At 48.7% G+C, this 25,057-nt stretch carries 24 protein-coding genes and 1 pseudogene; 6 read left to right on the plus strand and 19 right to left on the minus strand.

Going from position 1 to position 25,057, the window contains the following annotated elements; all coding sequences use genetic code 11:
* Positions 1-10: 10 nt before the first annotated feature.
* Together MJ611_RS08480 and MJ611_RS08485 are read left to right on the plus strand one after the other, a co-directional pair.
* Positions 11-1,060: a septal ring lytic transglycosylase RlpA family protein gene (locus MJ611_RS08480; RefSeq protein WP_250429243.1), complete on the plus strand. Its 1,050-nt coding sequence runs from the start codon at positions 11-13 to the stop codon at positions 1,058-1,060.
* Between the two features lie 877 nt (positions 1,061-1,937).
* The gene (locus MJ611_RS08485; RefSeq protein WP_250429244.1) at positions 1,938-2,714 is read left to right on the plus strand and encodes a TIGR02757 family protein; all 777 of its coding nucleotides are present in this window, start codon (positions 1,938-1,940) and stop codon (positions 2,712-2,714) included.
* 513 nt (positions 2,715-3,227) lie between these two features.
* On the opposite strand, the gene MJ611_RS08490 is transcribed toward MJ611_RS08485, so the two are convergent.
* Both MJ611_RS08490 and MJ611_RS08495 read right to left on the minus strand, forming a co-directional pair.
* A complete protein-coding gene (locus MJ611_RS08490) occupies positions 3,228-3,908 on the minus strand; it encodes a hypothetical protein (RefSeq protein WP_250429245.1) in 681 nt (226 codons plus the stop codon).
* 61 nt (positions 3,909-3,969) lie between these two features.
* Positions 3,970-4,425 carry a YhcH/YjgK/YiaL family protein gene (locus MJ611_RS08495; RefSeq protein WP_250429246.1) on the minus strand — a complete coding sequence of 152 codons (456 nt, stop codon included), beginning with the start codon at positions 4,423-4,425 and terminating at the stop codon, positions 3,970-3,972.
* A 166-nt stretch (positions 4,426-4,591) separates the two neighbouring features.
* Between MJ611_RS08495 and MJ611_RS08500 the strand changes: the two genes are divergently transcribed.
* Positions 4,592-7,003, plus strand: a complete 2,412-nt coding sequence (locus MJ611_RS08500; protein ID WP_250429247.1) for an endonuclease MutS2 — start codon at positions 4,592-4,594, stop codon at positions 7,001-7,003.
* 64 nt (positions 7,004-7,067) lie between these two features.
* On the opposite strand, the gene MJ611_RS08505 is transcribed toward MJ611_RS08500, so the two are convergent.
* The 5 genes from MJ611_RS08505 to murB form a co-directional block, all read right to left on the minus strand.
* Positions 7,068-7,505 (minus strand): hypothetical protein, encoded by a 438-nt coding sequence (locus tag MJ611_RS08505; protein WP_250429248.1) that lies wholly within the window; start codon positions 7,503-7,505, stop codon positions 7,068-7,070.
* Between the two features lie 155 nt (positions 7,506-7,660).
* The gene (locus MJ611_RS08510; RefSeq protein ID WP_250429249.1) at positions 7,661-8,098 is read right to left on the minus strand and encodes a hypothetical protein; all 438 of its coding nucleotides are present in this window, start codon (positions 8,096-8,098) and stop codon (positions 7,661-7,663) included.
* 370 nt (positions 8,099-8,468) lie between these two features.
* On the minus strand, positions 8,469-8,888 hold the full coding sequence (locus MJ611_RS08515; RefSeq protein ID WP_250429250.1) for a hypothetical protein: 420 nt from the start codon (positions 8,886-8,888) through the stop codon (positions 8,469-8,471).
* Positions 8,889-9,101: 213 nt separating this feature from the next.
* On the minus strand, positions 9,102-9,539 hold the full coding sequence (locus MJ611_RS08520; protein ID WP_250429251.1) for a hypothetical protein: 438 nt from the start codon (positions 9,537-9,539) through the stop codon (positions 9,102-9,104).
* Between the two features lie 99 nt (positions 9,540-9,638).
* Positions 9,639-10,655 (minus strand): UDP-N-acetylmuramate dehydrogenase, encoded by a 1,017-nt coding sequence (murB, locus tag MJ611_RS08525; protein WP_250429252.1) that lies wholly within the window; start codon positions 10,653-10,655, stop codon positions 9,639-9,641.
* A gap of 331 nt (positions 10,656-10,986) precedes the next feature.
* Between murB and MJ611_RS08530 the strand changes: the two genes are divergently transcribed.
* Positions 10,987-12,180: a THUMP domain-containing class I SAM-dependent RNA methyltransferase gene (locus tag MJ611_RS08530; RefSeq protein WP_250429253.1), complete on the plus strand. Its 1,194-nt coding sequence runs from the start codon at positions 10,987-10,989 to the stop codon at positions 12,178-12,180.
* Between the two features lie 5 nt (positions 12,181-12,185).
* Here the strand turns inward: MJ611_RS08530 and MJ611_RS08535 are convergent, their stop codons facing one another.
* The 6 genes from MJ611_RS08535 to MJ611_RS08560 all read right to left on the minus strand — a co-directional run bounded on the left by MJ611_RS08535 (position 12,186) and on the right by MJ611_RS08560 (position 18,474).
* Positions 12,186-12,821 carry a DUF4349 domain-containing protein gene (locus tag MJ611_RS08535; RefSeq protein WP_317233141.1) on the minus strand — a complete coding sequence of 212 codons (636 nt, stop codon included), beginning with the start codon at positions 12,819-12,821 and terminating at the stop codon, positions 12,186-12,188.
* 230 nt (positions 12,822-13,051) lie between these two features.
* Positions 13,052-13,216: a hypothetical protein gene (locus MJ611_RS08540; RefSeq protein WP_250429254.1), complete on the minus strand. Its 165-nt coding sequence runs from the start codon at positions 13,214-13,216 to the stop codon at positions 13,052-13,054.
* Positions 13,217-13,251: 35 nt separating this feature from the next.
* Positions 13,252-13,848, minus strand: coding sequence for a hypothetical protein (locus MJ611_RS08545; protein ID WP_250429255.1), 597 nt, complete (start codon positions 13,846-13,848; stop codon positions 13,252-13,254).
* 248 nt (positions 13,849-14,096) lie between these two features.
* The gene (murA, locus tag MJ611_RS08550; protein ID WP_250429256.1) at positions 14,097-15,401 is read right to left on the minus strand and encodes a UDP-N-acetylglucosamine 1-carboxyvinyltransferase; all 1,305 of its coding nucleotides are present in this window, start codon (positions 15,399-15,401) and stop codon (positions 14,097-14,099) included.
* 3 nt (positions 15,402-15,404) lie between these two features.
* Positions 15,405-16,085, minus strand: coding sequence for a DUF4290 domain-containing protein (locus tag MJ611_RS08555; RefSeq protein WP_250429257.1), 681 nt, complete (start codon positions 16,083-16,085; stop codon positions 15,405-15,407).
* 148 nt (positions 16,086-16,233) lie between these two features.
* Positions 16,234-18,474 (minus strand): ATP-dependent helicase, encoded by a 2,241-nt coding sequence (locus MJ611_RS08560; RefSeq protein ID WP_250429258.1) that lies wholly within the window; start codon positions 18,472-18,474, stop codon positions 16,234-16,236.
* A gap of 279 nt (positions 18,475-18,753) precedes the next feature.
* Here MJ611_RS08560 and MJ611_RS08565 point away from each other — a divergent pair, with 279 nt between their 5' ends.
* Both MJ611_RS08565 and MJ611_RS08570 read left to right on the plus strand, forming a co-directional pair.
* Complete coding sequence (locus tag MJ611_RS08565) at positions 18,754-20,463, plus strand: ankyrin repeat domain-containing protein (protein WP_250429259.1); 1,710 nt, start codon at positions 18,754-18,756, stop codon at positions 20,461-20,463.
* Between the two features lie 553 nt (positions 20,464-21,016).
* The gene (locus tag MJ611_RS08570; RefSeq protein WP_250429260.1) at positions 21,017-21,604 is read left to right on the plus strand and encodes a DUF3109 family protein; all 588 of its coding nucleotides are present in this window, start codon (positions 21,017-21,019) and stop codon (positions 21,602-21,604) included.
* A gap of 77 nt (positions 21,605-21,681) precedes the next feature.
* Here the strand turns inward: MJ611_RS08570 and MJ611_RS08575 are convergent, their stop codons facing one another.
* From MJ611_RS08575 to MJ611_RS08600, 6 genes and pseudogenes are all read right to left on the minus strand, one after another.
* Positions 21,682-22,569 carry a dienelactone hydrolase family protein gene (locus MJ611_RS08575; RefSeq protein WP_250429261.1) on the minus strand — a complete coding sequence of 296 codons (888 nt, stop codon included), beginning with the start codon at positions 22,567-22,569 and terminating at the stop codon, positions 21,682-21,684.
* 137 nt (positions 22,570-22,706) lie between these two features.
* Positions 22,707-22,844: a hypothetical protein gene (locus MJ611_RS08580; RefSeq protein WP_250429262.1), complete on the minus strand. Its 138-nt coding sequence runs from the start codon at positions 22,842-22,844 to the stop codon at positions 22,707-22,709.
* A gap of 171 nt (positions 22,845-23,015) precedes the next feature.
* Positions 23,016-23,294: a hypothetical protein gene (locus tag MJ611_RS08585; protein ID WP_250429263.1), complete on the minus strand. Its 279-nt coding sequence runs from the start codon at positions 23,292-23,294 to the stop codon at positions 23,016-23,018.
* Positions 23,295-23,373: 79 nt separating this feature from the next.
* Complete coding sequence (locus tag MJ611_RS08590; protein WP_250429264.1) at positions 23,374-23,901, minus strand: DUF6252 family protein; 528 nt, start codon at positions 23,899-23,901, stop codon at positions 23,374-23,376.
* 177 nt (positions 23,902-24,078) lie between these two features.
* Positions 24,079-24,777: pseudogene (locus MJ611_RS08595) on the minus strand (DUF6340 family protein); the annotation flags it as partial.
* A gap of 21 nt (positions 24,778-24,798) precedes the next feature.
* A complete protein-coding gene (locus MJ611_RS08600) occupies positions 24,799-25,011 on the minus strand; it encodes a hypothetical protein (protein WP_250429265.1) in 213 nt (70 codons plus the stop codon).
* Positions 25,012-25,057 lie beyond the last annotated feature (46 nt).

The raw sequence follows: 25,057 nt of genomic DNA on the forward strand, positions 1-25,057 counted from the left end.
TCAAAGAGCCATGGTTCGACCTTTATTCTTCACCCTTCTTGTAGTTTCTCTACTTCCATTTTCTGCTTCTGCCTTTGACGTAACAGCCGTGCGCGACTCGGTTGGCGTGCAGCACAAAAATGGAAAGCTGTTTGTGCAGCACAAAGTAGAGCCCAAAGAAACCCTGTATGCCCTTTCGAGGAAGTATGGCGTATCTGTAGCCCAGATCGTGGACGCTAACCCAAGTGTGCAGAAATCTATTTCGATAGGGCAGACCGTGCTGATCCCGCGCAAAACGCCTGTTACGAATGCAGTTGCCTCTGCAGCCAAAACAACACCTGCTGTAAAAACACCTGCTGCTGCGGCACCGGCAACTCCTGCCACTTCTGCCACAGCAACTACTGCCAGCAACCGCACCTATACGGTAAACAGCAAAGGCGAGAAGATCCACGTAGTAGAGCCCTCTCAGACACTTTTTTCTATTTCCCGCATACATAAGGTAAGCGTCGACAACATCAAGCGCTGGAACAATCTTGCTGATAACAACATCAGTGTAGGTTCAGAGCTGATCGTGGGCAAAGGCCTGGCTGCTACAGCATCTAAAAAGCCGATTTATGTGCCTGAGCCTGATGATGAAATTGCTGTACCAGCAAAACCAACGGAAACTGCAGCGCCAGTAACACCTGCACCATCTGGTCCGGTAGCTACTACAACACCAACTGCTCCTGCGCCAACTCCGGCTAAACCTGAACCGGTTGCAGTTCCTGATGAGCGAGTAGAGAAGGACGAAGTCGAAAATGCTACAGGCATCAAGAAGATTGTGGAAAGCGGTATGGCTGAAATGATTGATCCTAAAACGGATACAAACAAATACCTGGCTCTCCATAAATCAGCGCCGGTAGGCACCATCATGCAGGTAAAAAACAGCATGAACGGCCAGGTGGTGTATGTACGCGTGATCGGTAAACTGCCTGAAACCGGAGCAAACGACAAAGTAGTGGTTCGCCTTTCCAAAAAAGCTTACCAGAAGCTCGGTGCTGTTGACCAGAAGTTCAGAGTGGAATTATCTTATATGCCGTAATTAGGCTGATAAAGAATATAAGAGAGGGCCTAAGTTTATACTTAGGCCCTCTCTTTTTGCAGACCTCTCCATTGTTATTTCGAACAGCAATGAGAAATCTGATTCAGCTGAGGTCTATACTTGAGACAAGCTGGCCTTGCTTCGTAGCAGCCTTACTTCCTCAGTCCTAAAAAAAGTTATTGTTTCATTCTATACTTTGGTGCGCTCACGGCCGCGTGGCCTCGTCCTCGGGTTGAGCGCTGTCTATTGAAGCTGCCATCGGCTGCGCCTGCAGGCTGCCCTGCGGGCACCGCAACAATAGAAGGCGCTCAACCCAAGGACTGGGAACAGATCGATAGCAGAGTGCTATGCAACCGGAACCATTTGTAGGGACAGGTCGCGACTTGCCCGTGGGATAGCTGTAGCAATGAAATTTATACTTGAACAATAGCAGTAGGAGAAACTCCCTCCTTGAGGAGGGCAGGGAGGTGTTAATGCAAAGGCTTCTGCTGCCGCAAACAAGATCCTTTCAGGATGACAAAATAAAGAGAAGGGCAGTAGCAAAAGTCCCCCTTTGAAGGGGGTAGGGGGATGACCTGCAGCAACTATGAAACTTCTACTTGAAGTGTAGCAACAGCCAGTAAAGCTCCCCGCCTTAGACAAGGAGGGGCAGGGGTGGTTGGACCCGGTGTAGCACAAAAGCGAGCCTGGATACGCGTATCCTTCCCACATCACAGGAGTGATTCCCGCACCAGTGACAAGAAATTCCTCTCCTGTTATTTGTAGAAGATATGCTAATAAAAAAGGAAGCAGGAAAACTGAACCAACAAAAGCCCATCTACAGAAGAATACAGAACTTTCTTTAACTTGTACTACTCAGTTTACCGTACTTTACCCCATGAAACAAGACATTGCCGCTATCAAAGCCCTGCTCGACGACCGCGTGGAGAAGTATAACCAGCCCAGCTTCATCCCAAACGATCCGGTCTCTATCCCGCACCGTTTCACCAAGAAGCAGGACATTGAGATCAGCGGATTTTTTGCAGCCATACTTGCCTGGGGGCAGCGCAAGACCATCATCAACAACTGCATCAAACTGATGGACCTGATGGACAACGCACCGCATGATTTTATACTTCACCACCAGGAGCAGGACTTGCCGCGTTTTCTAGGCTTTAAGCATCGCACCTTTAACGACACCGATCTGCTGTACCTGCTACACTTTTTCCAGTGGTACTATAGCCGGCACGAGAGCCTGGAAACAGCTTTTACCGGGGAGCAGAACCAATACCATACCCAGAAAGGGCGATTGATGCATTTTCACGACCTGGTGTTCAGCCTGGAGGATGCGCCGCAGCGCACGCGCAAACACATTGCCACGCCTGCACGAAAATCGGCCTGCAAGCGCCTGAACATGTACCTTCGCTGGATGGTGCGCCAAGACAACAACGGCGTAGATTTTGGCCTCTGGCACACTATGAAGCCAGCGGACTTGGTTTGCCCCTGTGATGTGCACGTAGAGCGGGTAGCCCGAAAACTGGGCCTGATCACGCGCAAAGGCATGGACTGGGATACAGCCGAAGAGTTGACCGACCACCTCCGGGCTTTCGACCCGACAGACCCGGTGAAGTACGATTACGCGCTGTTTGGGCTAGGGATAGAGGAGAAGTTTTAGAAGAGATAACGGACTTACCTACAATGTGGCGAAGTTATATTATAGGTGTGGTTGGCAGCGGGTGTTTTTTTACAATTACAAATTATCTTAATACTAATGTACAATTAATGGAAACAGAATTACCCACATCCCGATATAGGCAATTGCTAAAAGAGTCAAAATTTGAAAGTATGTCTTTTTCCAACCTGAAAGAGTTTTCCTAAACACGATATAAGTGATAATACCACTCCCTATGTAAGCTAGTATAAGATTCAAGGCTAAATCATTGAAGAAAGGCTTCCTCAAGAAAAACAGATAAGATATGACAACTAAGCAACCCGCAATTACATGAATTACACTTAGTAGTCTCTGTATATAAAATTTAACTTCCAATTTCTCCTTCTTTAATGATTTGGACTCTAGTCACTTCTTAATCAACCCTATTGACAAATCTTTTTTCATACTTAAACTTACTGCCAACGTCTGGGCTAAAGTACGTTTATGCGCTTTAGCTTTTGTTGGCAAAGGTTATTTTTACTTTATATCAGTTTCAAAAGCTTCAGTCTGGACTCTTGTATATCTGTCAGGTTCTAAAGTAAGAACTAGGGCTGTATCAATTAATGCTGTCAAATCTTTAGAGTAGTATTGCATTTCGCCTACCTTCTCCGATGGCACAACTTCAAAATTTAAAGTATGAATTTCCTTCCCCTGAAGACAGCATACCTTGCCTTTACCCCAAAAAGCTGAGTGGTTAAAACCGACTAGCCGTTCTTTGATATCGTTACCGTCACTATCGAATACAACTGGCTCTGTATAAGTCTTTTCAAAAGTCCATTGGTTTATATAACCGATTCCATTGCTATCAATATTTAAAATATTTTCATCAACGTTTGCCAAAACAAGGGTAACTTTTCCAGTAAAGCCTTTGGGTACTATAATCTCCAAAGTCGGAGAGTACAATTTGTAATGAAACACCAAGAATGAAATTATTGTAGCAACTGAAAACAGAGTAAAAAAGGAATACTTTTTAGTTACTAATCTCAAAATGCCAGCAACAACCAAACACCCGAGGACTATGGCAACCAAAAGCATACTTCCTAAAAACAAACCAGATAAAATCATTCCGCCTGGTACATAGCATAACTTCACAAGCAAGCTGATTGCCAGAAAAGCGGCTAGAAGTCCAGTAATAATTTTTAGTTTTCTGTCATTCATAATCATTGCCAACTACTGTATAGCAGTAAACCTACGTTTATCCGCACTATATAAAGTATAACTAGGCTTCCACTGCAATCTTCAGTACTACTTTTCTTACCACGCGATCACCTGTCACCATTGCAGCATGGGCATCGTCGGGGTAGAAGATGGTGAAGGAACCCGCCGGTACATCAAACCAGTTGCTGGTCTTGTCAGGAAAGAAAGCGGCTTCGCGTTCTTCGTTGTAAGGGTCGTTGGGTTCAGCGCATAAAGCCAGGTCTTTCCAGCCCATGTGGTCGGTGCCGGAAATCACGTATTGGATATCGATGTACTTGCGGTGCACCTCCAGTTTATACGCGTCTTTCGCTACGCCAGCACCTTCCGAAATAATAGCAAACAGCTTTCTGTCTTCAATTTCGTGTACACCGGTTTCTATAGTTGCCAGGTTAGTTTCCTGTAAGAACTTAAAAGCTTGTGCAAAAAGCGGGTGCAGGCAAGTATAGCGGCTGGCGTTGCTGAGTTTATCGAGAACCATGGGAGTTAAAGAGTTAGAGAGTTTGGGAGTTAGAAAGTTAGAGAGGTTAATGGTTCTTTGTCTTTTGTCAAAAATTCCTTTGTCAAGAAGTGGATTTCAGCGAACGAAACACCTGCTCAAACTTGTTTAAATATGTTAATTTTGCCTTAAATCTAAGAGATAAGAATTGATCTATCCAGAAAACTTTGAAATAAAAATAGGGTTTGCACAAGTGCGCGAGATGCTCTCGGAGCTGTGCCTGAGTCCGCTGGGTCGCCAGTTTGTAAACCGCATGCAGTTCCTGAACCGGCACGACCTGGTGCAGCGACTGCTGGAACAAACAAACGAATTTAAACAACTACTGGAGTCTGACGCCGAGATTCCGCTGAGCCACTATTTCGACGTAACCGCTTACCTTGACCGTGCTGCACTCGAAGGGACTTTCCTTGATGTGATTCAGTTCTTCGAGATCAAGATGTCGTTGCGTACTATTCGCGACTCCCTGCGCTTTATATCGGGTGCCGAAGAAGGTAAGTATGAAGCCCTGAAAGCACTGGGTGCCAACGTAACGGTAGAGCGCTCGCTGATCGCTGCCCTGGATAAGGTGGTAGACGATGCCGGTGCCGTTCGCGACGATGCCACACCGGAACTACAGCGCCTGAAGCGTGACCTGATCGCGCAGCAGGGCGTGCTTCGCAAAACGATCAGCTCCATCATCCGACATGCCAAAAACGAGGGCTGGACACCGGGCGATGCCGAGCCAACCATCCGTGGCGGCCGTCTGGTTATACCTGTAATTGCCGAGCACAAGCGCCGTATCAAAGGTCTGATTCACGACGAGTCGAACACCGGCCAGACAGTATACATTGAGCCGGAGTCTATTTTCGAACTCAACAACGATATCAAGGACCTGGACAATGCATATCATCGCGAGCTCATCCGTATCCTGACCGGCCTGACAAATATGTTGCGTCACCACATACCGGAGCTGCGCAAGGCGTACCAGTACCTGGGCCTGCTGGACTTTATCCGGGCCAAGGCGGCCTTTGCGCGTCGTGTGGAGGCAACTATGCCGAAACTGCAGAAGTTTCCGCACATCAACTGGAAACAAGCCATACACCCGCTGCTGTACTTATCTCACAGGCAGATGGGCAAACCAACTGTGCCGATGGACCTGGAGCTGAGCCGCGACCAGCGTATACTTCTGATTTCTGGTCCGAACGCCGGTGGTAAATCGGTAAGCTTAAAAACTGTAGGCCTGGTGCAGTACATGCTGCAAACGGGTATGCTGATTCCGGTAGCCGATGGATCGGAGGCAGGCATCTTCCACGACATCTTTATCGATATCGGGGATGAGCAGTCGATCGAGAACGACCTGAGTACCTATAGCTCGCACCTGACCAACATGAAAAAGTTTGTGACGGTGGCCGATAACAAAAGCCTGGTGCTGATAGACGAATTTGGTACGGGTACTGAGCCGGTGCTGGGTGGCGCTATTGCCGAGGCTGTGCTGCAGAACCTGAACGACAGCAAGGTGTTTGGCGTAATCACGACGCACTATACCAACCTGAAGAACTTTGCCGAGCGTACGCCGGGCATTGTGAACGGAGCCATGCGCTACGACCACAAGAACCTGGCCCCGTTGTATCAACTGGAGATCGGTAAGCCGGGCTCCTCGTTTGCCATCGAGATTGCCCGTAAGATCGGTTTGCCGAAGCACATCGTGGACAAAGCCAGCAGCCTGGTAGGTAAGGACAAGATCCGCTACGACCGATTGCTGGAAGAGCTGGAAACCGAAAAGCAGGAGCTGGAGAAGAAACTGGCTGAGGCAACCAAACTGGAGCAGAAGCTGAAGCGCAACGTGAAAGAGTACAACGACCTGAAGAACTTCCTGGAGGAGAGCAAGCAGGACATCATGCGCGAAGCCAAAGGCAAAGCCAAGCTGTTGCTGAAAGACGCGAACCAGAAGATCGAGTCTACCATTCAGCAGATCAAGCAGAGCCAGGCCGAGAAGGAGCAGACCAAGCAGGCGCGCCGCGAACTGGAAACGTTTGCTACAGATGTAATCCGTAAAGAAGAGCCACGCCCGGCCTACAAACGCGCCGCCGCCGCTGCCGGAGGTCCGTTAAAAGAAGGCGATAACGTGTCGCTGATCGGGCAGGATTCGGTAGGGCAGATCGTAGGTCTGAAAGGCAAAACCGCTGAAGTAATGTTTGGTGGCCTGAAGACCATTGTGAAGGTGGATAACCTGGAGCGCGTGGATGCACAGGCGGCAAAGCAGAAAAAAGCCGCTGCCAAAGTTGACGCCGCAGAAGGCTATACCCGCGGCATGAACATCACGCAACGCATGGCTGACTTTGGCAGCACCTTGGATATCCGCGGAGAGTATGCCGAAGACGCCCTGACCAAGGTGATGAACTTTACCGACGAAGCGATCATGCTGGGTATACCGGAGATCAAGATCATTCACGGCCGTGGCAATGGTATACTTCGCCAGGTAGTTAGAGACTACTTATACTCGGTGCCGGAAGTTGCCAGCCTGAGCAGCGAAGCCGAAGAGCGGGGAGGCGACGGTGCTACCCTGGCCGTACTAAAGTAAAGTATTAAGTATACCAATAAAAAAGGCTCCCGGTCAGGGAGCCTTTTTTATTGGTATCGTTCTCTTACTTAATAAATCTCATCTCGATCGTGATCTTTTCACCATCTTCTTCAAAAGTAGCAGCTATATCTAGGTTGTCTTTGGTCAATCGTTTGATGTCAGTATCCTGGCTTAGGAAAGCGAAAGCAATCTGCTGGTCGTTGTTCTTTAGATCCCAGGTACCAGATTCGGTCTCTTTCTCATCGCCTACTGTATAGATGGCAGTATACGTTCTATCCTTCTCAAATTTTAACGTGGTGCCTTTAATATCTATGAAATAGTCTATCACATAAGGGTTATTGGTAGCCTCAACGCCATCTATGTAGAGTTTGTCGCCGCGCCAGGTCTGGGCCGTTAGCAAGTCTCTTTTGCTTGGCTCCGCGTCATCGTCTTTACCACAGCTAGCAAGCGTAAGCAACATAAAAGCAGCAAACAGGAAAGAGAGCAGTCTAAATTTGTTCATCAGAAAAATATAAATTTGGATTAAATAGTTCGAACACTATATAGAACCAAATTTATGTAAACATTGCACTCTTACAAAGTTAATAGCAAAAAGATTGAAATCTGAAAAAGAAAAGGCTCCTTGTAAAGGAGCCTTTTTTGTCGGAGCTGTAGTTTTTAGCGCCTGAATCGGATTTCGCCTTCCATCGTTCCATTATCAGTTTCTATCTCTCCTTCCAGAAAGAGCTCGCTGTTATCAAGTTTATTGATTACTGCCGTCAACTCGTTATCCTGATCACCTTTGTCAAAGAGGATAGCCTGTTCGTTGTTGGTAAACTCCCATGTCCCTGAATCCTGGCTGCCATCAACAGCAGTGGCGGTATAAGTACCGTCATCTTTAAAGGTGATTTTCATATCACTTATGTTGAGACCAGCTGCGACAAGTAATGGTGTCATATCCTGGTTGCCCTGGTAAAGACCAAAAGCAGTCCACTGTCCTGAAGTTAATAGCTCCCTTCTGGATGGTTCAGCATCGTCATCATCGTCGTCGCAGCTTACAAGTGGAACTATCAGAACAGAAAGAAAAAGAAAAAATAGTAATCGTAGATTTTTCATAATGCTAAAATTTTAAGTGGGGAAAGAGTTAAAAGGAGTTTTATGCAAGTCAGATGCTTATATTTTATATAAGTATAGTTACAAAAATTAACGCTGTAGCTCAGTTTATGTTGCTGATTATGTATATCTAAAAAAATGATACTTTGCAGTTTTAAGTGTAGATAATTATAGGAGAGTAGAACGCAGACAGTAAAGAGAAGTTTATGTAATTAAGTGTAAGTATAAAAGTACAGGGGCGGATACTTCAGAGTTGTAAAGCAGAATAGATTGATTATTGGATGATCGCTTAAACATACTACCGGTTCAGGTCTTGGGTATACTTTAAAACAAGAGGGGCTCTCGATTGAGAGCCCCTCTTGTTCTTGCGTCATCAGCGTAGGAACCGGAATTCAAGAATCGTCCCTTGAAAATCCTGCTCATAATAAAACTCGGTTGCTGTGAGTCTTGTTACATTAACAGTCAACTCATTATTAGTGCCTTTATCAAATATAATATCCTGCTCATTATTGGCAAACTCCCAAGTGCCCACTATCGTGCGCCCCAAGGTTTCTCTGTACTCCCCGTTTTTGTCGAACCGGGTGGTCAGATCCTTGATTTCAAATTGAGCAGAGTCTCGCAGAAATTGTGAGACGTCCTGGCCCTGGTAATAAACGCTATTGCCCGTCCACAATCCGGCAGTCAGTAGGTCGGTTCTGCTCGGGTCCTTATCCTCGTCATCATCATCGCAGCTTGCCAAGGTTACTACAAAAAACGACAGGAACAGCAAGGTGATTAGTCTTAGGTTTTTCATAGGAAGTATCTGTTTAAAATGAGATTAGGTATGTATACGGAAAAAGAAGGGGATGTACAGATTTATCTTAAAACATTTCAATATCCGGCATATGCCTGTGAGATAGGCTCTGTTAGGATACAAGCAGATACTTTCCTGCAACGATGACTATCAAAACAAAAGGCTACCCGTTTAAGTAGGTAGCCTTTGTATTATTCATCTCATCAGAGTGCTTTACTTTACAAGCCGAACTTCTCCCTGGTAGGTCCTGCCACTCTGCTCAACAGAGGCAGTCATTTCGAAGGAGTCTGAAGATAAGGTCTTGATATCCAGTTCTCCAATGCCTTCGAAGTTAATCTTTGCTTCATCGTTGCTGAGCGACCATTTGCCGGTAGTAGTCTGTGCTTTGCCTCCCTGTATATAGTTGGCTGTAAAAGATCCGTCCTTTTTGAGTTGCAGCCGCAGCGACTTGATGTCGAGGAACATGTCGATGATCTCGCTGCGTTGCGATACGTCTAACCCGTTGAGCAACACACGGTCTCCGTGCCACTCCTGTGCAGACAGGATATCCGTTTTAGTAAGTGTCGGCTCGTCTTTATCGTCCTTGCAGGAGGTTAGCAGGATAAGCGAAAAAAAGAAAGCAAAAAGATAACGTAGTCTATGTGTATTCATATGCGAAATATTAAAGGGTTTATACCTTCCTATATCGCAGCCGCGGCTATTTAGTTTATGAATACGGGTGTTATTTTCAGGGTTTTTGTAAGATTTTAATTATAAGATATTTACCTCTGGCTGCAGAGAGATTCCGAACTTTTCTTCCACCGAATGGATGATGTCGAAAGCCAGTTGGCGCACCTGTTCGCCTGAGGCTCCGCCATAGTTTACGAGCACCAGCGCCTGGTTTTTATGCACACCGTAGTTGCCTATCACTTTGCCTTTCCAGCCACACTGCTCGATCAGCCAGCCGGCAGGTACTTTCACCGTGCTATCCGAAACTGGGTATGCCGGCATGTCCGGGTGCTTCTCTTTCAGTACATCGTACAGGGCAATGGGTATCTCAGGGTTTTTAAAGAAGCTGCCTGCGTTTCCGATCTGGGCAGGGTCTGGCAGCTTGCTGCGGCGTATGGCGCACACAGCAGCACTTACATCCTGTATGGTAGGCTGTGTTATGTTCATCTCCTCCAGCGTGCTCTTAATGGCTCCGTAGGACGTGTTAAGCGTATGGTTCTTGTGCAGCCGAAGTATAACCGACGTTACCACATACTGCCCTTTTGCTGCGTGCTTGAACACACTTTCGCGGTAACCAAAATTGCAGGCCTGGTGATCGAAGGTATGTAGCTCACCTGTCTGCAGGTGTACTGCCTCCAGTTCATGGAACACATCCTTCAGTTCCACGCCATAGGCACCGATGTTCTGCAGGGGAGCGGCTCCCACCGTGCCCGGAATCAGCGACATGTTCTCCACACCGCCCAGGTTGTGCTCCAGGCAGAACAGTACCAGGTCGTGCCAGATCTCGCCACCACCCGCCTGTACATAAGCGTACTCGTCATCTTCGCGCAGGATGCGTATGCCTTTGATGCCGTTTTGTAGTACCACGCCGTTAAAGTCCTGGGTGAACAGCAGGTTGCTGCCGCCTCCAAGTATGAGTTTTGGCTCCGGCTTGATCTCGGGCATTTGCAGCAGTTGCTGCAGTTCTTCTATGCTGTCGAAACGCACATAGAGCTTGGCTTTTACATCGATGCCAAAGGTGTTGTAAGACTTTAGCGAAAAATCGGGCTGCAGTTTCATAAAAGGATATTTGCTGCAAAAATACGAATTCGGTGAACAGTATGTAGCTGTCTGTTGATATTCCTGTAGCTCCCCGTTTAAGTATAGCTGAAACTCTATGTATTTAAACATCTGAGTTAGAGTGTTTGGGAGTCTGGAAGTTAGAGGGGGAGAGTTAGAAAAGTAGAAAGTGGGTGGTATGGAGTAACTGCTTACTTAGAAGCTTTCCAACAATTTAACAATCAACCTTCAACAATTTAACAATTCAGTACAAGCATGGCCAGGCCCAACTCGCTACGCGTAGTTCTGAATTCGTAACGCTTAAACCTGTATCTTTGCAGCATTACAAAGTATGACGATGGCGAAACAGAAACAGAACGACAATTTTAACATCATAGCCACCACAATGGCCGGCCTGGAAGAGGTGCTGGCAGAGGAGCTGCGGGCTTTGGACATGGACTATGTTAAGGTAGGCAACCGCGCCGTGTCCTGCTCCGGAAACCTGCGCCAGCTCTACGAAGCCAATCTCTGGTGCCGTACTGCCATCCGTATACTTAAACCGTTCCGTACGTTCAAGGCCCGAAACGAGAAGGACCTCTACGAGCAGGTACAGAAGACCGATTGGTCCGAGTTCCTCAGCCTGGAACAGACGTTCGCCATCGATGTGTCTCTAAGCTACTCTACCTTCGAGCATTCGTTGTTCGTGGCCCAGCTGACCAAGGATGCCATCGTGGACCAGTTCCGTGCCAAGACAGGCGAGCGCCCTTCTGTGGACCGTATACGCCCGGATCTGCGCCTGAACCTGCACATGCACGAGAACATCGTAACGCTCTCCCTCGACTCGTCCGGCGACTCGCTGCACCGCCGTGGATATCGCCTGCAAACCAACGTAGCCCCCCTAAATGAGGTGCTGGCTGCGGGCATCATCGCCCTGACCGGCTGGGATAAGAAGTCTACTTTCGTGGACCCCATGTGTGGCTCGGGTACTTTCCTGATTGAGGCTGCCATGATGGCGCAGAACATAGCCCCAGGCCTTTACCGCCGCGACCCATACGGGTTTGAAAGCTGGAAAGACTACGACGAGGCACTGTTCGAAATGGTCTGGAGGACTGCAGAGGCCAAAGAGCGCCGTGAACCACAGGCAACGATCATTGGCTACGACATCGACCCGGACTACGTTAACGCCGCCTGGAACAACATCGAGAATGCCGGGCTGGAGAAAATAATTAAGGTGGAGGAAGCAGACTTCTTTAAAACAACTGCACCTGCTGAACAAGGGGTTTTAGTAATGAACCCGCCTTATAATGAGCGTATTGTCTCAGAAGACATAAACCTTTTATACAAGCAGATCGGCGACACGCTGAAGAACAATTACCAGGGCTTTGATGCCTTTGTGTTTACCGGTAACCTGGATGCATCCAAAAGCATCGGCCTGCGTACCTCGCGGCGTGTGCCGCTGTTTAACGGCTCCATCGACTGCCGCCTGCTCAAGTATGAGCTTTACAGAGGCAGCCGCAAGAGTGGAGGAGAAGCGGAAGGGGCTTAAAGGTATCAAGCCATACTTCGTGCCCTTCGTCGCTTCCGCAAGCGGATAGTAAGTATAATTAGCGATACCAGGATCAATACAGGCCACAAGTATAGCAGGCCAACTACCAGGTCTTTGGAAAGTTGCCAGCCTCCGCTTAGTGCAGAGGCTACCCGGCTCGAGAAGCTGGTTCTATCGGCGTAGGAAGCAGGTACCAGCTGGTACATGGTAAGGTTAATGGTGCTGTAGCTGGTCTGCTGCTGCAGCGCCTTTAGCTGTGCCTGCACCGACTCAAGCTCTTCCTGCACCTTTTGCAGCTCCCGCTCAATGGCCAGCACGTCCTCAACTTTGGTTGCCTTCTTCATCAGCTCCAGGTAGCGTTGCTGCGCGGTTCGCTTGGCGTTAAGGCGGGCCTCCACATCAACATACTGCCTGGTCACATCCTCAGCAGTTATGGTTTTGTCATCCAGGTAAACACTCTCTCCCTCGATAGCTTTTACCAGTTCGAAAAGCTTTTCCGGTACCACTTTAATGGTATAAGCGGCCTCTATACTTTCTTCGCTGTTGTAGTTGCGGCTGCTGGTGATGGTGGCGTTATACTTCCTGGAAAGCGCTTCTATCCGGGTTGTGCTCTCCCGCAGGTTCTCTACTTGGAAGCGGATGTTGGCCTACCGTATGATTTTCCTGTCCGGGCGCGGTGCGGAAGGTTCAGAAGCAGGTGTAACCAGTAATTGTTCTCTCGCTGCAGAGGCATCAGCCTCTTCAGACTCCATAGCGGACTGACAGCTGGATATGCCCAGCCATAGCAGGACAAGAAGAAGGGGTAAACTAGGGCGCATAGGGCAGGAGGGTTTGTTTTACCTTTATGCCGCAAAACCTACTAAAGTAACCCTTAAAACATACCCAGTCCTGTGCTTACGCCTAAGCCAAACCATGGCTTATGATGGTAAATCCATTGCGAAGAGTTCTTGCCTATACTTGCATCAAACCCAAACGAGAACGTAAAGCCAAAATTATTCCTTCCCAGCACCGTGCTGACCCCATAGGAGTACGCCACATTATTCTGTTCCCTTGAAAGCAGCGCAGGATTCTTTACCGTTTCACTTGTGAGGTTGGCAGACGTAATGCCAGCAAACGGGCCAATGGTGGCATAAAAGTGCGTAATGCTTCGTGGTTAACTTTTGCATAGCCAAATGTATAGCCATAAATAACTGAAATGAGCATGGAAGCAGGGTCGCTTACTGCAAAAACAGGGTTGCCATGCTGAGCGGTGCGGATCTTAAAAAGCGTAAGCGAAGCGTTCCAGGTTATAGCATGGAAAGGTATCCTGGCAACAACAGTAGGGTCCCCGATTATTCTTTTTCCTACATCCACTTCGAACCGGCCTAAGGGGGTGCTGTTTGATATACAATCTGGGACAGAGTCGTATGTAGAAGCAGGTATACGCTCGAAGTGAAAAACAGGCACCCCGTCTTCCATGTGCAAGTCCTCTGCTTTTAGTTTAGGATAACACATCCGTAGAGACCGGATAGAGTCGTCATGATCCCGGTAAATGAGTTTTAGCCTTCCGCTATCGATGTCCTTCTTTTTGATAATGTAGTAAAAGTGCGCAATGTTCTGTGCGTAAACTGAAACGGCAGGCAGCGTGTACAGTGCGGATGCCAAAAGAAGGATAAAAGCCTGTTTCATGTTGCTGACAATTCTACCGGCAGTGGCCTAAAAGCTAAATCCTGTTGTAAGGTATACGAAATACAGCGCGCTTCACGCTGCCTCTGTAGCAGGCTTTGAGTATGTATCAGGTAAAGTGGTGCCAAAGAGATTATACTTCGGGCATAACAATGCAGGAGCGAGTGGGTAAACCCAAGACAACGTATAAAATAAGAAGAGCACACCTACAGCAGGTGTGCTCTTCTTATACTTGGAAGTATGTTTATACTTTAGATTCTTCTGATCTGCGCACCAAGGGCGTTCAGGCGGCCGTCGATGTTCTGGTAGCCACGGTCGATCTGCTCCACGTTGTCGATCACGCTGCGGCCTTCGGCGGAGAGGGCTGCAATAAGCAACGCTACACCGGCACGAATGTCAGGGGAGGCCATGCGGATGCCACGGAGCGGGATCTGCTTGTTCAGACCAATAATGGTAGCACGGTGCGGGTCGCAGAGGATGATCTGTGCACCCATGTCGATGAGCTTGTCCACGAAAAACAGGCGGCTCTCAAACATCTTCTGGTGGATGAGCACGGTGCCTTTGGCTTGAGTTGCCACTACCAGCGCCACGCTCAGCAGGTCCGGGGTCAGGCCGGGCCAGGTATGGTCTGATACGTTTAGGATGCTGCCGTCGATGTAGGTGGCCACCTCATACTTATCCTGTGCCGGAATGTAGATGTCATCGCCCCGGAACTCCATTTTAATGCCCAGGTTCTGGAACGTGTCCGGGATCAGGCCAAGCTCCGGAATCCGGCAGTTCTTGATCGTGATCTCAGAGCCCGTCATACCGGCCAAGCCGATAAACGAACCGATCTCGATCATGTCCGGGAGCATAGCGTGCTCGGTGCCGTGCAGCTTCTCCACCCCTTCAATGGTTAGCAGGTTAGAGCCTACACCGCTGATCTTGGCACCCATGCGGTTGAGCATGCGGCAAAGCTGTTGCACGTACGGTTCGCAGGCAGCATTATAGATGGTGGTAGTACCTTCTGCCATCACGGCTGCCATTACCAGGTTAGCCGTTCCGGTTACAGAGGCCTCGTCCAGCAGAATGTAAGAACCGCGCAGGTTGTCGGCTGTTACGCTGTAAAAGCTGTCCTGGGTGTCGTAGTTAAACTTGGCGCCTAATTTTTCGAATCCGATAAAGTGCGTATCCAGGCGTCGGCGTCCAATCTTATCGCCGCCCGGTTTTGGCATTTTTGCCTTGCCGTAGCGGGCCAGCATCGGGCCTACGATCATCACAGAACCACGAATGGCGCGGCCCTGCTCTACAAACTGCTCTGTATCGAGGTAATCGAGGTTGATGTTCTCGGCACGGAAAGTATAGGTATCCGGTGCCTGCTGCTCTACCGAAACGCCAAGGTCACGGATCAGTTCGATCAGCTTGTTGACGTCGCGAATATTGGGTACGTTGGTGATAGTGACCGGTTCAGAGGTCAGAAGTACGGCACACAGCACCTGCAGCGCTTCGTTTTTTGCCCCTTGCGGGTAGATGTCGCCTTGTAGCTTGTTGCCGCCTATTACTTCAAAAGAAGCCATTTATTACTTATTTCTGGTGTTAGATGAGGTTCTGATATTTTTTCGGTTGCGGTTTGCGTCGCCGCCTCCGCGGTTTTGCTGCTGCTGCTGCTGGCTGCGCACATTTTCCTGAGACGATGCAGCCTTCACATTGCTATCAAACAGGTTGTTGCGCTCGATGGTAGCAAGGTCCATATTCAGCCTGCCTTTCGACATCTGGCGGATATCGTCCAGAATCACATCGTCGGTGATGTTGTCTTTGTTGTAAGACCGGTAAAGGGTCTTCATCAGCTTGCCAAGGGAAATGATGGCGGCATCGCGTTCAGCAGGATCTTCAAGCTCGGTTGCGCGCTCGATCAGCAGCTCCACGTTTTTACCGTAATGCTTGAAGCGGGGCGTCTGCAACTGGTAGTCCATGCGCTGCGGCTTGTCGTTGAGGTACTCCATGGCGCTGAGCGGGTAAGGGGCATCCACATCGAGTTTGGAGCCGGACATCACGTACAGGTGGTTCCAGAGTTTCTGCTGAAAGTCCAGGGTATCGCGCAACTGCGGGTTGAGTTTGGCCATCAGGTTTACCAGCAATTGCGAAAGGCGGGTGCGCTCGGCTCTGTCTTCAATCGAAAGTATATGATTAACAAGGTCCTGCACATTTCTGCCATACTCGCGCAGCAGCAAATCCTGTTTAAATGAGGTACTAGCTTCCATTTATTAATTACGAATTAAGAATCACGAATTACGAATTAAAAATTAAGATTTACGAATTTTAATAAGTATAACTGCTTTAACGCGTGTCGCGGTAAAAACGGTTTAAGAAATAGAATTCATCATTCATAATTCTTAATTCGTAATTCCTTTAGTTGTGTATGCGCAGCTTGGCAAAGCTCAGGAGCAGCGTTTTCTCGCCTACTTCATCGAAGTTGATGATGGCCTTGGTGCTGTTGCCCTGCGTGTCGAGCTTGGTTACAGTGCCGAAGCCGAATTTCGGGTGCTCCACCTTCATACCGGCGGTCAGTTGCGAAGTATCGCTCGGTTTGAAATCGGCAGGGGCGGTATAGGCGGTAGCAGCCTGCTTACGCGGTGCCGGCGCTACCAGGTTGCTGACGCTGCTCTTGCGCTGCAATACCTTCTCGAACATGCTCTGGCCTTCGGAGCCATACTTGAAGTTGAGGAAGCGGGAGTCGATCTCGTCGAGGAAACGGCTCTTTTCGCAGGCCCTTAGGTTGCCCCACTGGTAACGGCTGGTGGCGTAGGTCAAGTACAACTTCTTCTCGGCTCGCGTAATGGCCACATAAAACAAGCGGCGCTCTTCCTCCAGGTCGGCGCGGGAGTTGAGCATCATCTGGCTCGGAAAGAGGTTCTCCTCCATACCCACGATAAACACGTTCTTGAACTCCAAACCTTTGGCCGAGTGGATGGTCATTAATGTAACAAATTCGCCATCCAGGTCGGCTTTGGTATCGGCATCGGTGATCAGAGCAATGTCCTGCAGGAAAGCCGAGAGGCTCTTGTCTTCCTTCTCCGGATCATCCACGTACTCTTTGATACCGTTCAGCAATTCCTGGATGTTCTCGTAGCGGGCCAGGCCTTCCACAGTTTTGTCCTGGTAGAGGTCATCAACAATACCGGAGCGCTTGGCTACATGCTTGGCTACTTCAAAGGCATCGTTATTCTCAGCCATGCGGGCAAAATCGCGGATCAGCAGGGAGAAATTCTCGATGGCAGCCCCGACGCGGTTGCCCATAAATTCGGTCGCGTTCTGCACCACTTCCCACACCGAATGGTTAGCTTCTTCCGCCGTCACGAAGATTCTGGCCTCCGTTGTTTCACCGATACCGCGCTTCGGGTAGTTGATCACGCGGCGCAGGGCCTGCTCGTCGTTCGGGTTCACCGTCAGGCGCAGGTAGGCGATCAGATCTTTGATCTCTTTGCGCTGGTAGAAGGAGAGGCCCCCGACAATTTTATACTTGATGTTCATACGGCGCAGCGCTTCCTCCATGGCACGCGACTGCGCGTTAGTGCGGTAAAGTATAGCAAAGTCGTCGTAGGAGAAGTGATTGTTCATCTTCTCTTCGAAGATTGTGGTGGCCACCAGTTTACCTTCCTCGTTGTCGGAGTTGGCCTTGATCACTTCGATGAGCGGACCTTCTTCGTTGTCAGTGAAGACATCTTTACGCAGCTGCGCCTGGTTATGCTTGATCACGGAGTTGGCCGCATGCACAATGGTTTTGGTGGAGCGGTAGTTCTGCTCCAGCTTGAACACCTCCAGTTCCGGGTAGTCGCGCTCGAAGTTGAGGATGTTCTGGATATCAGCCCCGCGGAAAGCGTAGATCGACTGCGCATCGTCGCCCACTACCACAATGTTGCGGTTTTGGGCAGCCAGCTTACGCGTGATCAGGTACTGCGAGTAGTTCGTATCCTGGTACTCGTCCACCATCACAAATTTGAAGATGTTCTGGTACTTGTTCAGCGCGTCCGGATGGTCGCGGAACAGCACGTTGGTGTTGAACAGCAGGTCGTCGAAGTCCATGGCACCAGCCTTGAAGCAACGGTTCTGGTACTGTTCGAAGATCTTGCCGATCTTGGGTCGCATGGCGGCCTCGTCGTCGGCCTGGATCACCGGGTCGCTCAGGTACTGCTTGTGCGAGATCAGCTTGTTTTTAGCAGACGAGATACGGCCCAGCACCACGTTGGGCTTGTAGAGCTTGTCATCCAGGTTCATCTCCTTCACAATGTTGCGAATGAGCGTCTTGGAGTCGTCGGTATCGTAAATGGTAAAGCTCTTCGGATAACCGATCTTGTCGGCCTCGGCGCGAAGTATACGCGAGAACACCGAGTGGAACGTTCCCATCCAGATGTTCTTGGCCTCATTGCCGATCACCTTCTCGATACGGTGGCGCATTTCTTTGGCCGCCTTGTTGGTAAAGGTAAGGGCCAGTATGTTAAACGGATCGATACCTAAACTGATCAGGTGGGCGATCCGGTACGTAAGCACTCTTGTTTTGCCTGAGCCGGCACCCGCAATGATCATGGCCGGACCTTCGGTATGAAGTACCGCCCTGCGTTGCGACTCGTTCAGTAAACTAATATAATCCATTTCGTCTCTTCCGCGTGCGTCTTTAAAATCCTTGCAAGTTACAAATATACGAATCTGTATGCAGAACCTGGTGCACACTTTTACAGAACCCTTGCGAGCCATACTTTAGTTTCTGGCGGATAAGTAGAAGTATAAAGTATAGGCGACTGGCCGTGCAACTATAGCGATCGCGCGGCTGTTTTTGATTAGAGCTGCAGGATTAGTTACTTTGTGGTTCGATTTTGGCTAGGAAAATGGCCAGAATAACATGTTAAAACCCGACTCTATACTTATACTGCCATGAAAAAAATCTTTTTGTTACTCGTATTGCTCCCGCTCTTGCAGGGAGGAATGGCCCAGACAAAAACACAAAAACCCCATGGCACCACCAAAAGCACGCAGGTAACTAAAAAGAAAGCTACTGCTACAAAGCCAGCGGCTAAACCTAAAACTGCTTCCAAGTCTGCTGCAACTAAACCAGCAGCTGCCAAGCCGGCCAGCGCTCCAGCCAAAGCAGCGCCGGCACAACAGCCCGCAGCAGCTCCTTCTAAGCCTAAAGTGCAGCACTGGAGCTCGCCTGAGTTGCAGGAAGCCGTAGACCTGTACACCAGCCTGAAGTTTGATTCGGCTTATGTTAAGTTTAAAGAAGCTGCCGCCAAAGGTCAGGCGGACGCTTTATACTTTATGGGCCGCCTGCACCAGTACCGCGAACTGGATCCGGATTCGGTGCAGAGCGATACGCTGCGGCTTCAGGACCCGGAGAAGTATGCCAAAGCTTACAACGATTCTGCCCGTTACTACTATGAGCAGGCTGTGGATAACAACAGCTACCTGGGCAACTTAGGCATTGCCGAACTGATGATCCTGCGCACACCCGAAGACAAACAGAAATTTCTGAAGCTCATGCGCACCGCTGCCGTGGACATTCGCGACAAAGCTGTAGCGGGTGATGCCTTTTGTAACCGTATCCTGGGCAGTATGTACTACACCGGTTATGGCGAAATGATGGATAAGGAGTTGGCGTTTAACTATATCCGGAAGGCGGCTAATAAAGGGGATGTAGTGTCGTATGTGTCGCTGGCTAACCTGTACCTGGAAGGAGAGGGCGTAGAGAAGGATAACGACAAAGCCGTATTTTGGCTGAAGAAGGGCGTAGAAGCCGGCGAGCGCGAAGCTATCTATACGTTGGGCTTGCTGCACGAAGAAGGAACCATTGGGGAGCCGGACCTGAACGAGGCGCGCCGATTGTATAAATTGGCCATTGCCAAAGGCAGTCAGAATGCTTACTACCAGCTCAAGTACATCAATCAGACGCCGGACCAGAAACTGGTGATCGCTTCCATTACCCGGAACACAGAAATGCTGAAGCGCGCCCTTAACGCCGGTGCGGATGTGAACACCCTGGCTGTTCCGGACGATTTCAGTGACATGGACCTGCGTGGACGTACCCCGCTGATGCACGTGCTTTACATCCCGATGCTGCTGGAAGAGTATGGCGTGATCTACGAACCGGAGGTGCGCCCTGCTGCCGTAAGCCAGCTGCTGGCAAAAGGCGCTAAAGTAAATGCCACCGACAAAGACGGCAAAACAGCCCTGCATTATATTGTTGCCAGTTCCCGTGTTAACAGCCGGCTTTACGAGATAGAGCAGGTACAGCTGCTCGACACCTTGCTTCAGCGCGGCGCCGACCCCAACCACGCGGACGTAGAAGGAAACGCGGTGCTGGCGCAGGCGCTTACTTCCACCATCGGCCAGCACATCGGCATTATGGAGCTGGAAAAACTGCTGGCGGCCAAAGCCAACCCGAACCAGCAGAACAAGGAAGGAAAAACCCCGCTGATGCTGGCCTGCGAGATAAATGCCAGTTCCGAGATCATCATGGCGCTCCTCAATGCCGGTGCCGATCCGAAGCTGCGTGATGCCGCTGGCAAGGCTGCCATCGATTACACCAAACAGGAGAACGTGCAGAACATCCTCATGGCTGCCGGCTCACCAGAGCGCAAGATCTAAATTCATACTTTATACTTGGTCGTAGGAGGGAGGTGCTTTTCGTTCACTTTAGTTTGTCATTCAGAAAGGACCTTGTGGGCCTGTAGCGAAAGCTTAACTATTGCCCTCGCTCGCGTCCCGCGAGTGTGCGTTATCAGGTGGCGTCCCGCCACGTGATAACGCACACTCGCGGGACGCGAGCGAGGGCTTAGAATTTATACTTGCATGAATAGCAGCAGCCAAAGTCCCCTTTGAAGGGGGTAGGGTGATGAACTGCAGCAGCTATAGAACTCATACTTCAAGGTATACCGACAGGCAGTAAAGCTCCCCTCCTTTGATAAGGAGAAGTTAGGGGTGGTTGGACCAGGTTTAGTGGGCAAAACTAATCTCATAAAACCTTACCTGGCCAGAAGCCCACACGAAAGTCCGTCGCGAGCGAGGACGCTCGCGCCATCAATATAATTGGAGCAAGCATTTATACTTTATACTTTGATAAGGAGGAGGATAAGTCCGAAGCAGGAATTCGTGTAAACTATTTTCTCCGTAACTTTGTCTCCCTTTTAAATCTGCTTACATGATAGTTTTACAAAATACCGTTATCAGCGACGACATCCGCGACCAGTTCTTTGTGTGCAATCTGGAAAAATGCAAAGGTGCCTGCTGCGTGGAAGGTGATCTGGGTGCCCCTCTGGAAAAAGATGAACTAGCTATCCTGGAGCAGCACTACGACAAGATCAAACCTTACCTTACCGGTGCCGGCAAGGCGGCCATCGAGGAGCAGGGCCTGTATATAAAAGATTTTGAAGGAGATTACTCCACACCAACCATCGACAACCGAGAGTGCGCTTATGCCCTGTATGACGAGAAAGGCGTGCTGAAATGCGCCATCGAGCAGGCGTATTATGACGGTGTGATCGACTGGAAAAAACCGATCTCGTGCCACCTGTACCCGATCCGCATCACTAAGTACGACGACTTCGAAGCACTGAACTACGACCGCTGGGGCATCTGCAGCGCCGCTTGCAGCTTTGGCCAGGACTTAGGCGTACGCGTGTACCAGTTCCTGAAAGAACCGCTCATCCGCAAGTATGGCGAGGCCTGGTATAGCGAACTGGAGCAGCTGATGGAAGAAGAGGAAAAGAATGCTGCTGCTGCTAAGTAACAGCTTTATACTTTTAAAAGAGAAGCCTAACCCGAGAGGGTTAGGCTTTTTTATTGGGGCTTGAAGTAACTGCCTGCTTACTTTAATTCCTTCTTAAAGAAATCGATGGTACGCTTCCAGGCAAGCTCTGCCGCCGCTTTGTCGTAACGCGGCGTGGTGTCGTTATGGAAGCCGTGGTTGGTGTTGGCATATATATAAGCCCTGTACTCTTTTTTATGCTCTTTCAAAGCTGCCTCATACGCCGGCCAGCCTTCATTCACGCGCGTGTCCAGCTCTGCATAGTGCAGCTGGAGGGGAGCCTTTATTTTCGGAACATCCTCAACCGGCGGCTGACCTCCATAAAAGGGAACAGCTGCTGCTAAATCCGGAATCCGTACGGCCATCATGTTCGAGATCCAGCCTCCAAAGCAGAAGCCCACCACACCCACTTTGCCGTTGCAGTCTTTGTGGTTTTTGAGGTAGTTGTAGGCAGCTATAAAATCTTCCAGCATCTCGTTGCGATCGCGCTTGCTGTGCAGTTCACGGCCTTCGTCGTCGTTGCCGGGGTAGCCGCCAAGTGGGGTCAAGGCATCCGGAGCAAGCGAAATAAAACCTGCCAAGGCGGCTCTTCTGGCCACATCTTCGATGTGCGGGTTCAGGCCCCTGTTTTCGTGCACCACGATAATGCCTCCAAGCTTCTTCTTCGCATCAGCCGGCTTCGACAGCAAGGCCTTTATACTTCCGCCACCTTTCGGGGAATCATACTGGACGTAATCAGATTTCAGACGTGAATCATCTGGCTTAACCTGTATACTGCCTTTGTAGTCGGGCATAAGGAAGCTCATCAGCGACGTTACCGTAAGCCCGCCCACAGCATAGATGGACAGCTTCTGGATAAACTCCCGCCTGTTAACCCGGTTATGGGCATAGTCGTCATACAGGTCAAATACTTCCTGGCTGATGTCTTCTTTTTTGATTTCGTCCATGTTGGTGTGCGTTCGGATTTGCGTTATACTTTATGCAATCTTTGTATATCCATTTCTATGGAATAGCTATTAACAGTGATTGTTCCCTTTGTGTTTATTTCTGTATTAAAGGCTTGGCTATAAGTGCTTTTGTAATTTTAATTTTTGTTACCCAAAGTTATTCTTTCAAAATCTAGCACCTTGATTACTGTCTTTTCTGTTTTTCCTTTAACCTGATGGTCAATTGTTAATTCAGGCTGCTCTTTTGTTCCACCCCATTTACTAAATTTAGGCATAAAGAAAGGTCCTACCTTGAATAGTCTGTAATCATTGGGCAAGTCATAAGTACCAGTAGTTACATAAGCATAGTGAGAACAATTACATTCATCTATATCTGGGTCAGCTGGTCCATTACAAGCTAAGTAGACTCTGACTTCATAATCATTTGAGCCGAATGCAGTATCCGCTTACGCTATAGCGAGTACTTCAGCAAATTCAAAATCTTTAATTTCTGAAAAACCTATTTTATCATAAAGTTTGGCCGTAACAGGAAAAGAAGAAAAGCTCTCCTGTTCGTCTGATTCTGTAACTCTCATTTCAGCACCTGCTAATACTTTCTGCAGGCTGTCAATGGTGGCTGCTTTGTTCACATTAGCTCTTTCAAGTTCCTGTACCTTGTCTTGGCTGGTAGTACAGCTAGCCAGGCAGCTAATAACAAGTATGAAATACCAATTTTTCATTAGCATTATGGGTAACGGATTAGGACAGGCTGCTGACGAGGCAAAGCCGAGTATGGAGCCTGTGCAGGGTTAGCAAAGGATATTTTTAGAATAGTTTCTTATCAAACCTGCCCTCAGTGACACGAATGGTATCACAATCTGTTTTTGTAAGCGTAAACTCAAACTTACCAGCAATGATGCCATTTTGCATATCGAGCTTTGTTATTTCCAGATAGCCTTCTACTTTGTCCTCCCGCTCGTAAAAGCATCCTTCTGATTCATATCTGACAGTGCCAATTTGAGGGTCTCCTAAGGTATACACTCCAGTTTGATTCACATTAAGCATGTAAATATAGAAATGCTCGAAAAATTCTGAGCTTTTCTTTCGAAATACCCTTATGTCAAACGATCCGCCTTTATAACCTGGATCATAAACTATCTGGTAGCTTGGTTGGAAAGTATGAGGTCTACCTTTCGGTACCCAAACCTGCCCATTAACTAAGGCACCAAAAGTATTTTTGCCTTCCATAGTAGCGGCAGGAAGCACCTCTTTGGGAGTTGTATCCTTCTTTTTACAAGATCCGATGGACAGAATAGCAGATAGGAGAAGAAAGGGTAAAACTCGTGCTTTCATATGGCAATGGTTATGACTATATTTTTTGCTAACTTCTGGATAACAGTAAACATACGGTTATCTGCACTATAACTATAGTTTTTCCATGCACTTTCGCTCATTGTCAGATAAAGCATAGCAGTTAACTAATATATCTGCATTAGAGTCCTTTTCAAAGTATAAGCTATACTTTCAACGCTACTGATTCTGCAGAACAGGGAGCAACTGAGCAGCCATTTTACTCTTTTTCTGAGCGGCCTCGCCTGCCCAGTGGAGGGCTTCCTGCTTTTGGCCCAGTGCTTCATAAATAACTGCCAGGTTATAAGCCGCTTTGCCTGCTAATTTTTTATTCTCAGCAGTAGTAAAAGGCTTCAGAGCAGCAATTGCCTTTTGCCAGTTTTGCTGGTGCATCAATACGACAGCGTCTACAAAATCCTGGGGGGCATACACGAGGCGAGCGTAAACGTTACGTCGTGTTTGAAAGCGTTGCCAGTAGCTCTGCCCCGTTTCATAGGCAAGTGTTTCAATCATTGGCGTTACATCGACATGGGAAGGATTGGTTGCCAGTAAATGACCAATGATGCTTCCGGAACTGAAGTGGGCTTTATTCGGAAGCCTGACCTGGTCCAAAACAACGCCAGTGCTGTCGTAAAGTGACCAGTGGGTATTGGTATACAGCGTGAAGTGAGCTATATTCTCGCCGTATTCGTTTTGCGCGGTTCCTTGTTCAAAAAAGGCCTCAAAGTTGTCAAGGGCCAGCAACAGGTGGTGCGGGTATTGGTCATAAACTTGCTTTAACTGCTCCCGGTTCAGTACGTTCCAGGAAGTGGAACCGGGGCGATGAAAAGCGCTGTCGACATGAACAAGTACAAACGTAGAATCATCCAGAACAGCGTTTACGACACCATTAAAAGCTGTCTACGTGCCCAGGTGCAAGATTTCTGCTTTGCCACCTGCTGTGTCAGGTAACTGACTGGCATCAAAGGTATTGACTACGACTACTTTCCATTGTTCCGGCGGAACAATTATAAGCGGAGGCTTGGTAGTTTCGATCTGCACTACAGAAGTACAGCCCAGCAGGAGAGAGGTAAGTATAAAGTATAAACGTGGGAGCAATGTTCTTACAGGCATAGTGTGTCGGATGGAAAGTATAAGTTATGCATTTTCCGGAAAAGAA

Origin of the sequence: Pontibacter ruber, from assembly GCF_023630205.1 — a bacterium.
In the GTDB taxonomy this organism is placed as follows: domain Bacteria; phylum Bacteroidota; class Bacteroidia; order Cytophagales; family Hymenobacteraceae; genus Pontibacter; species Pontibacter ruber.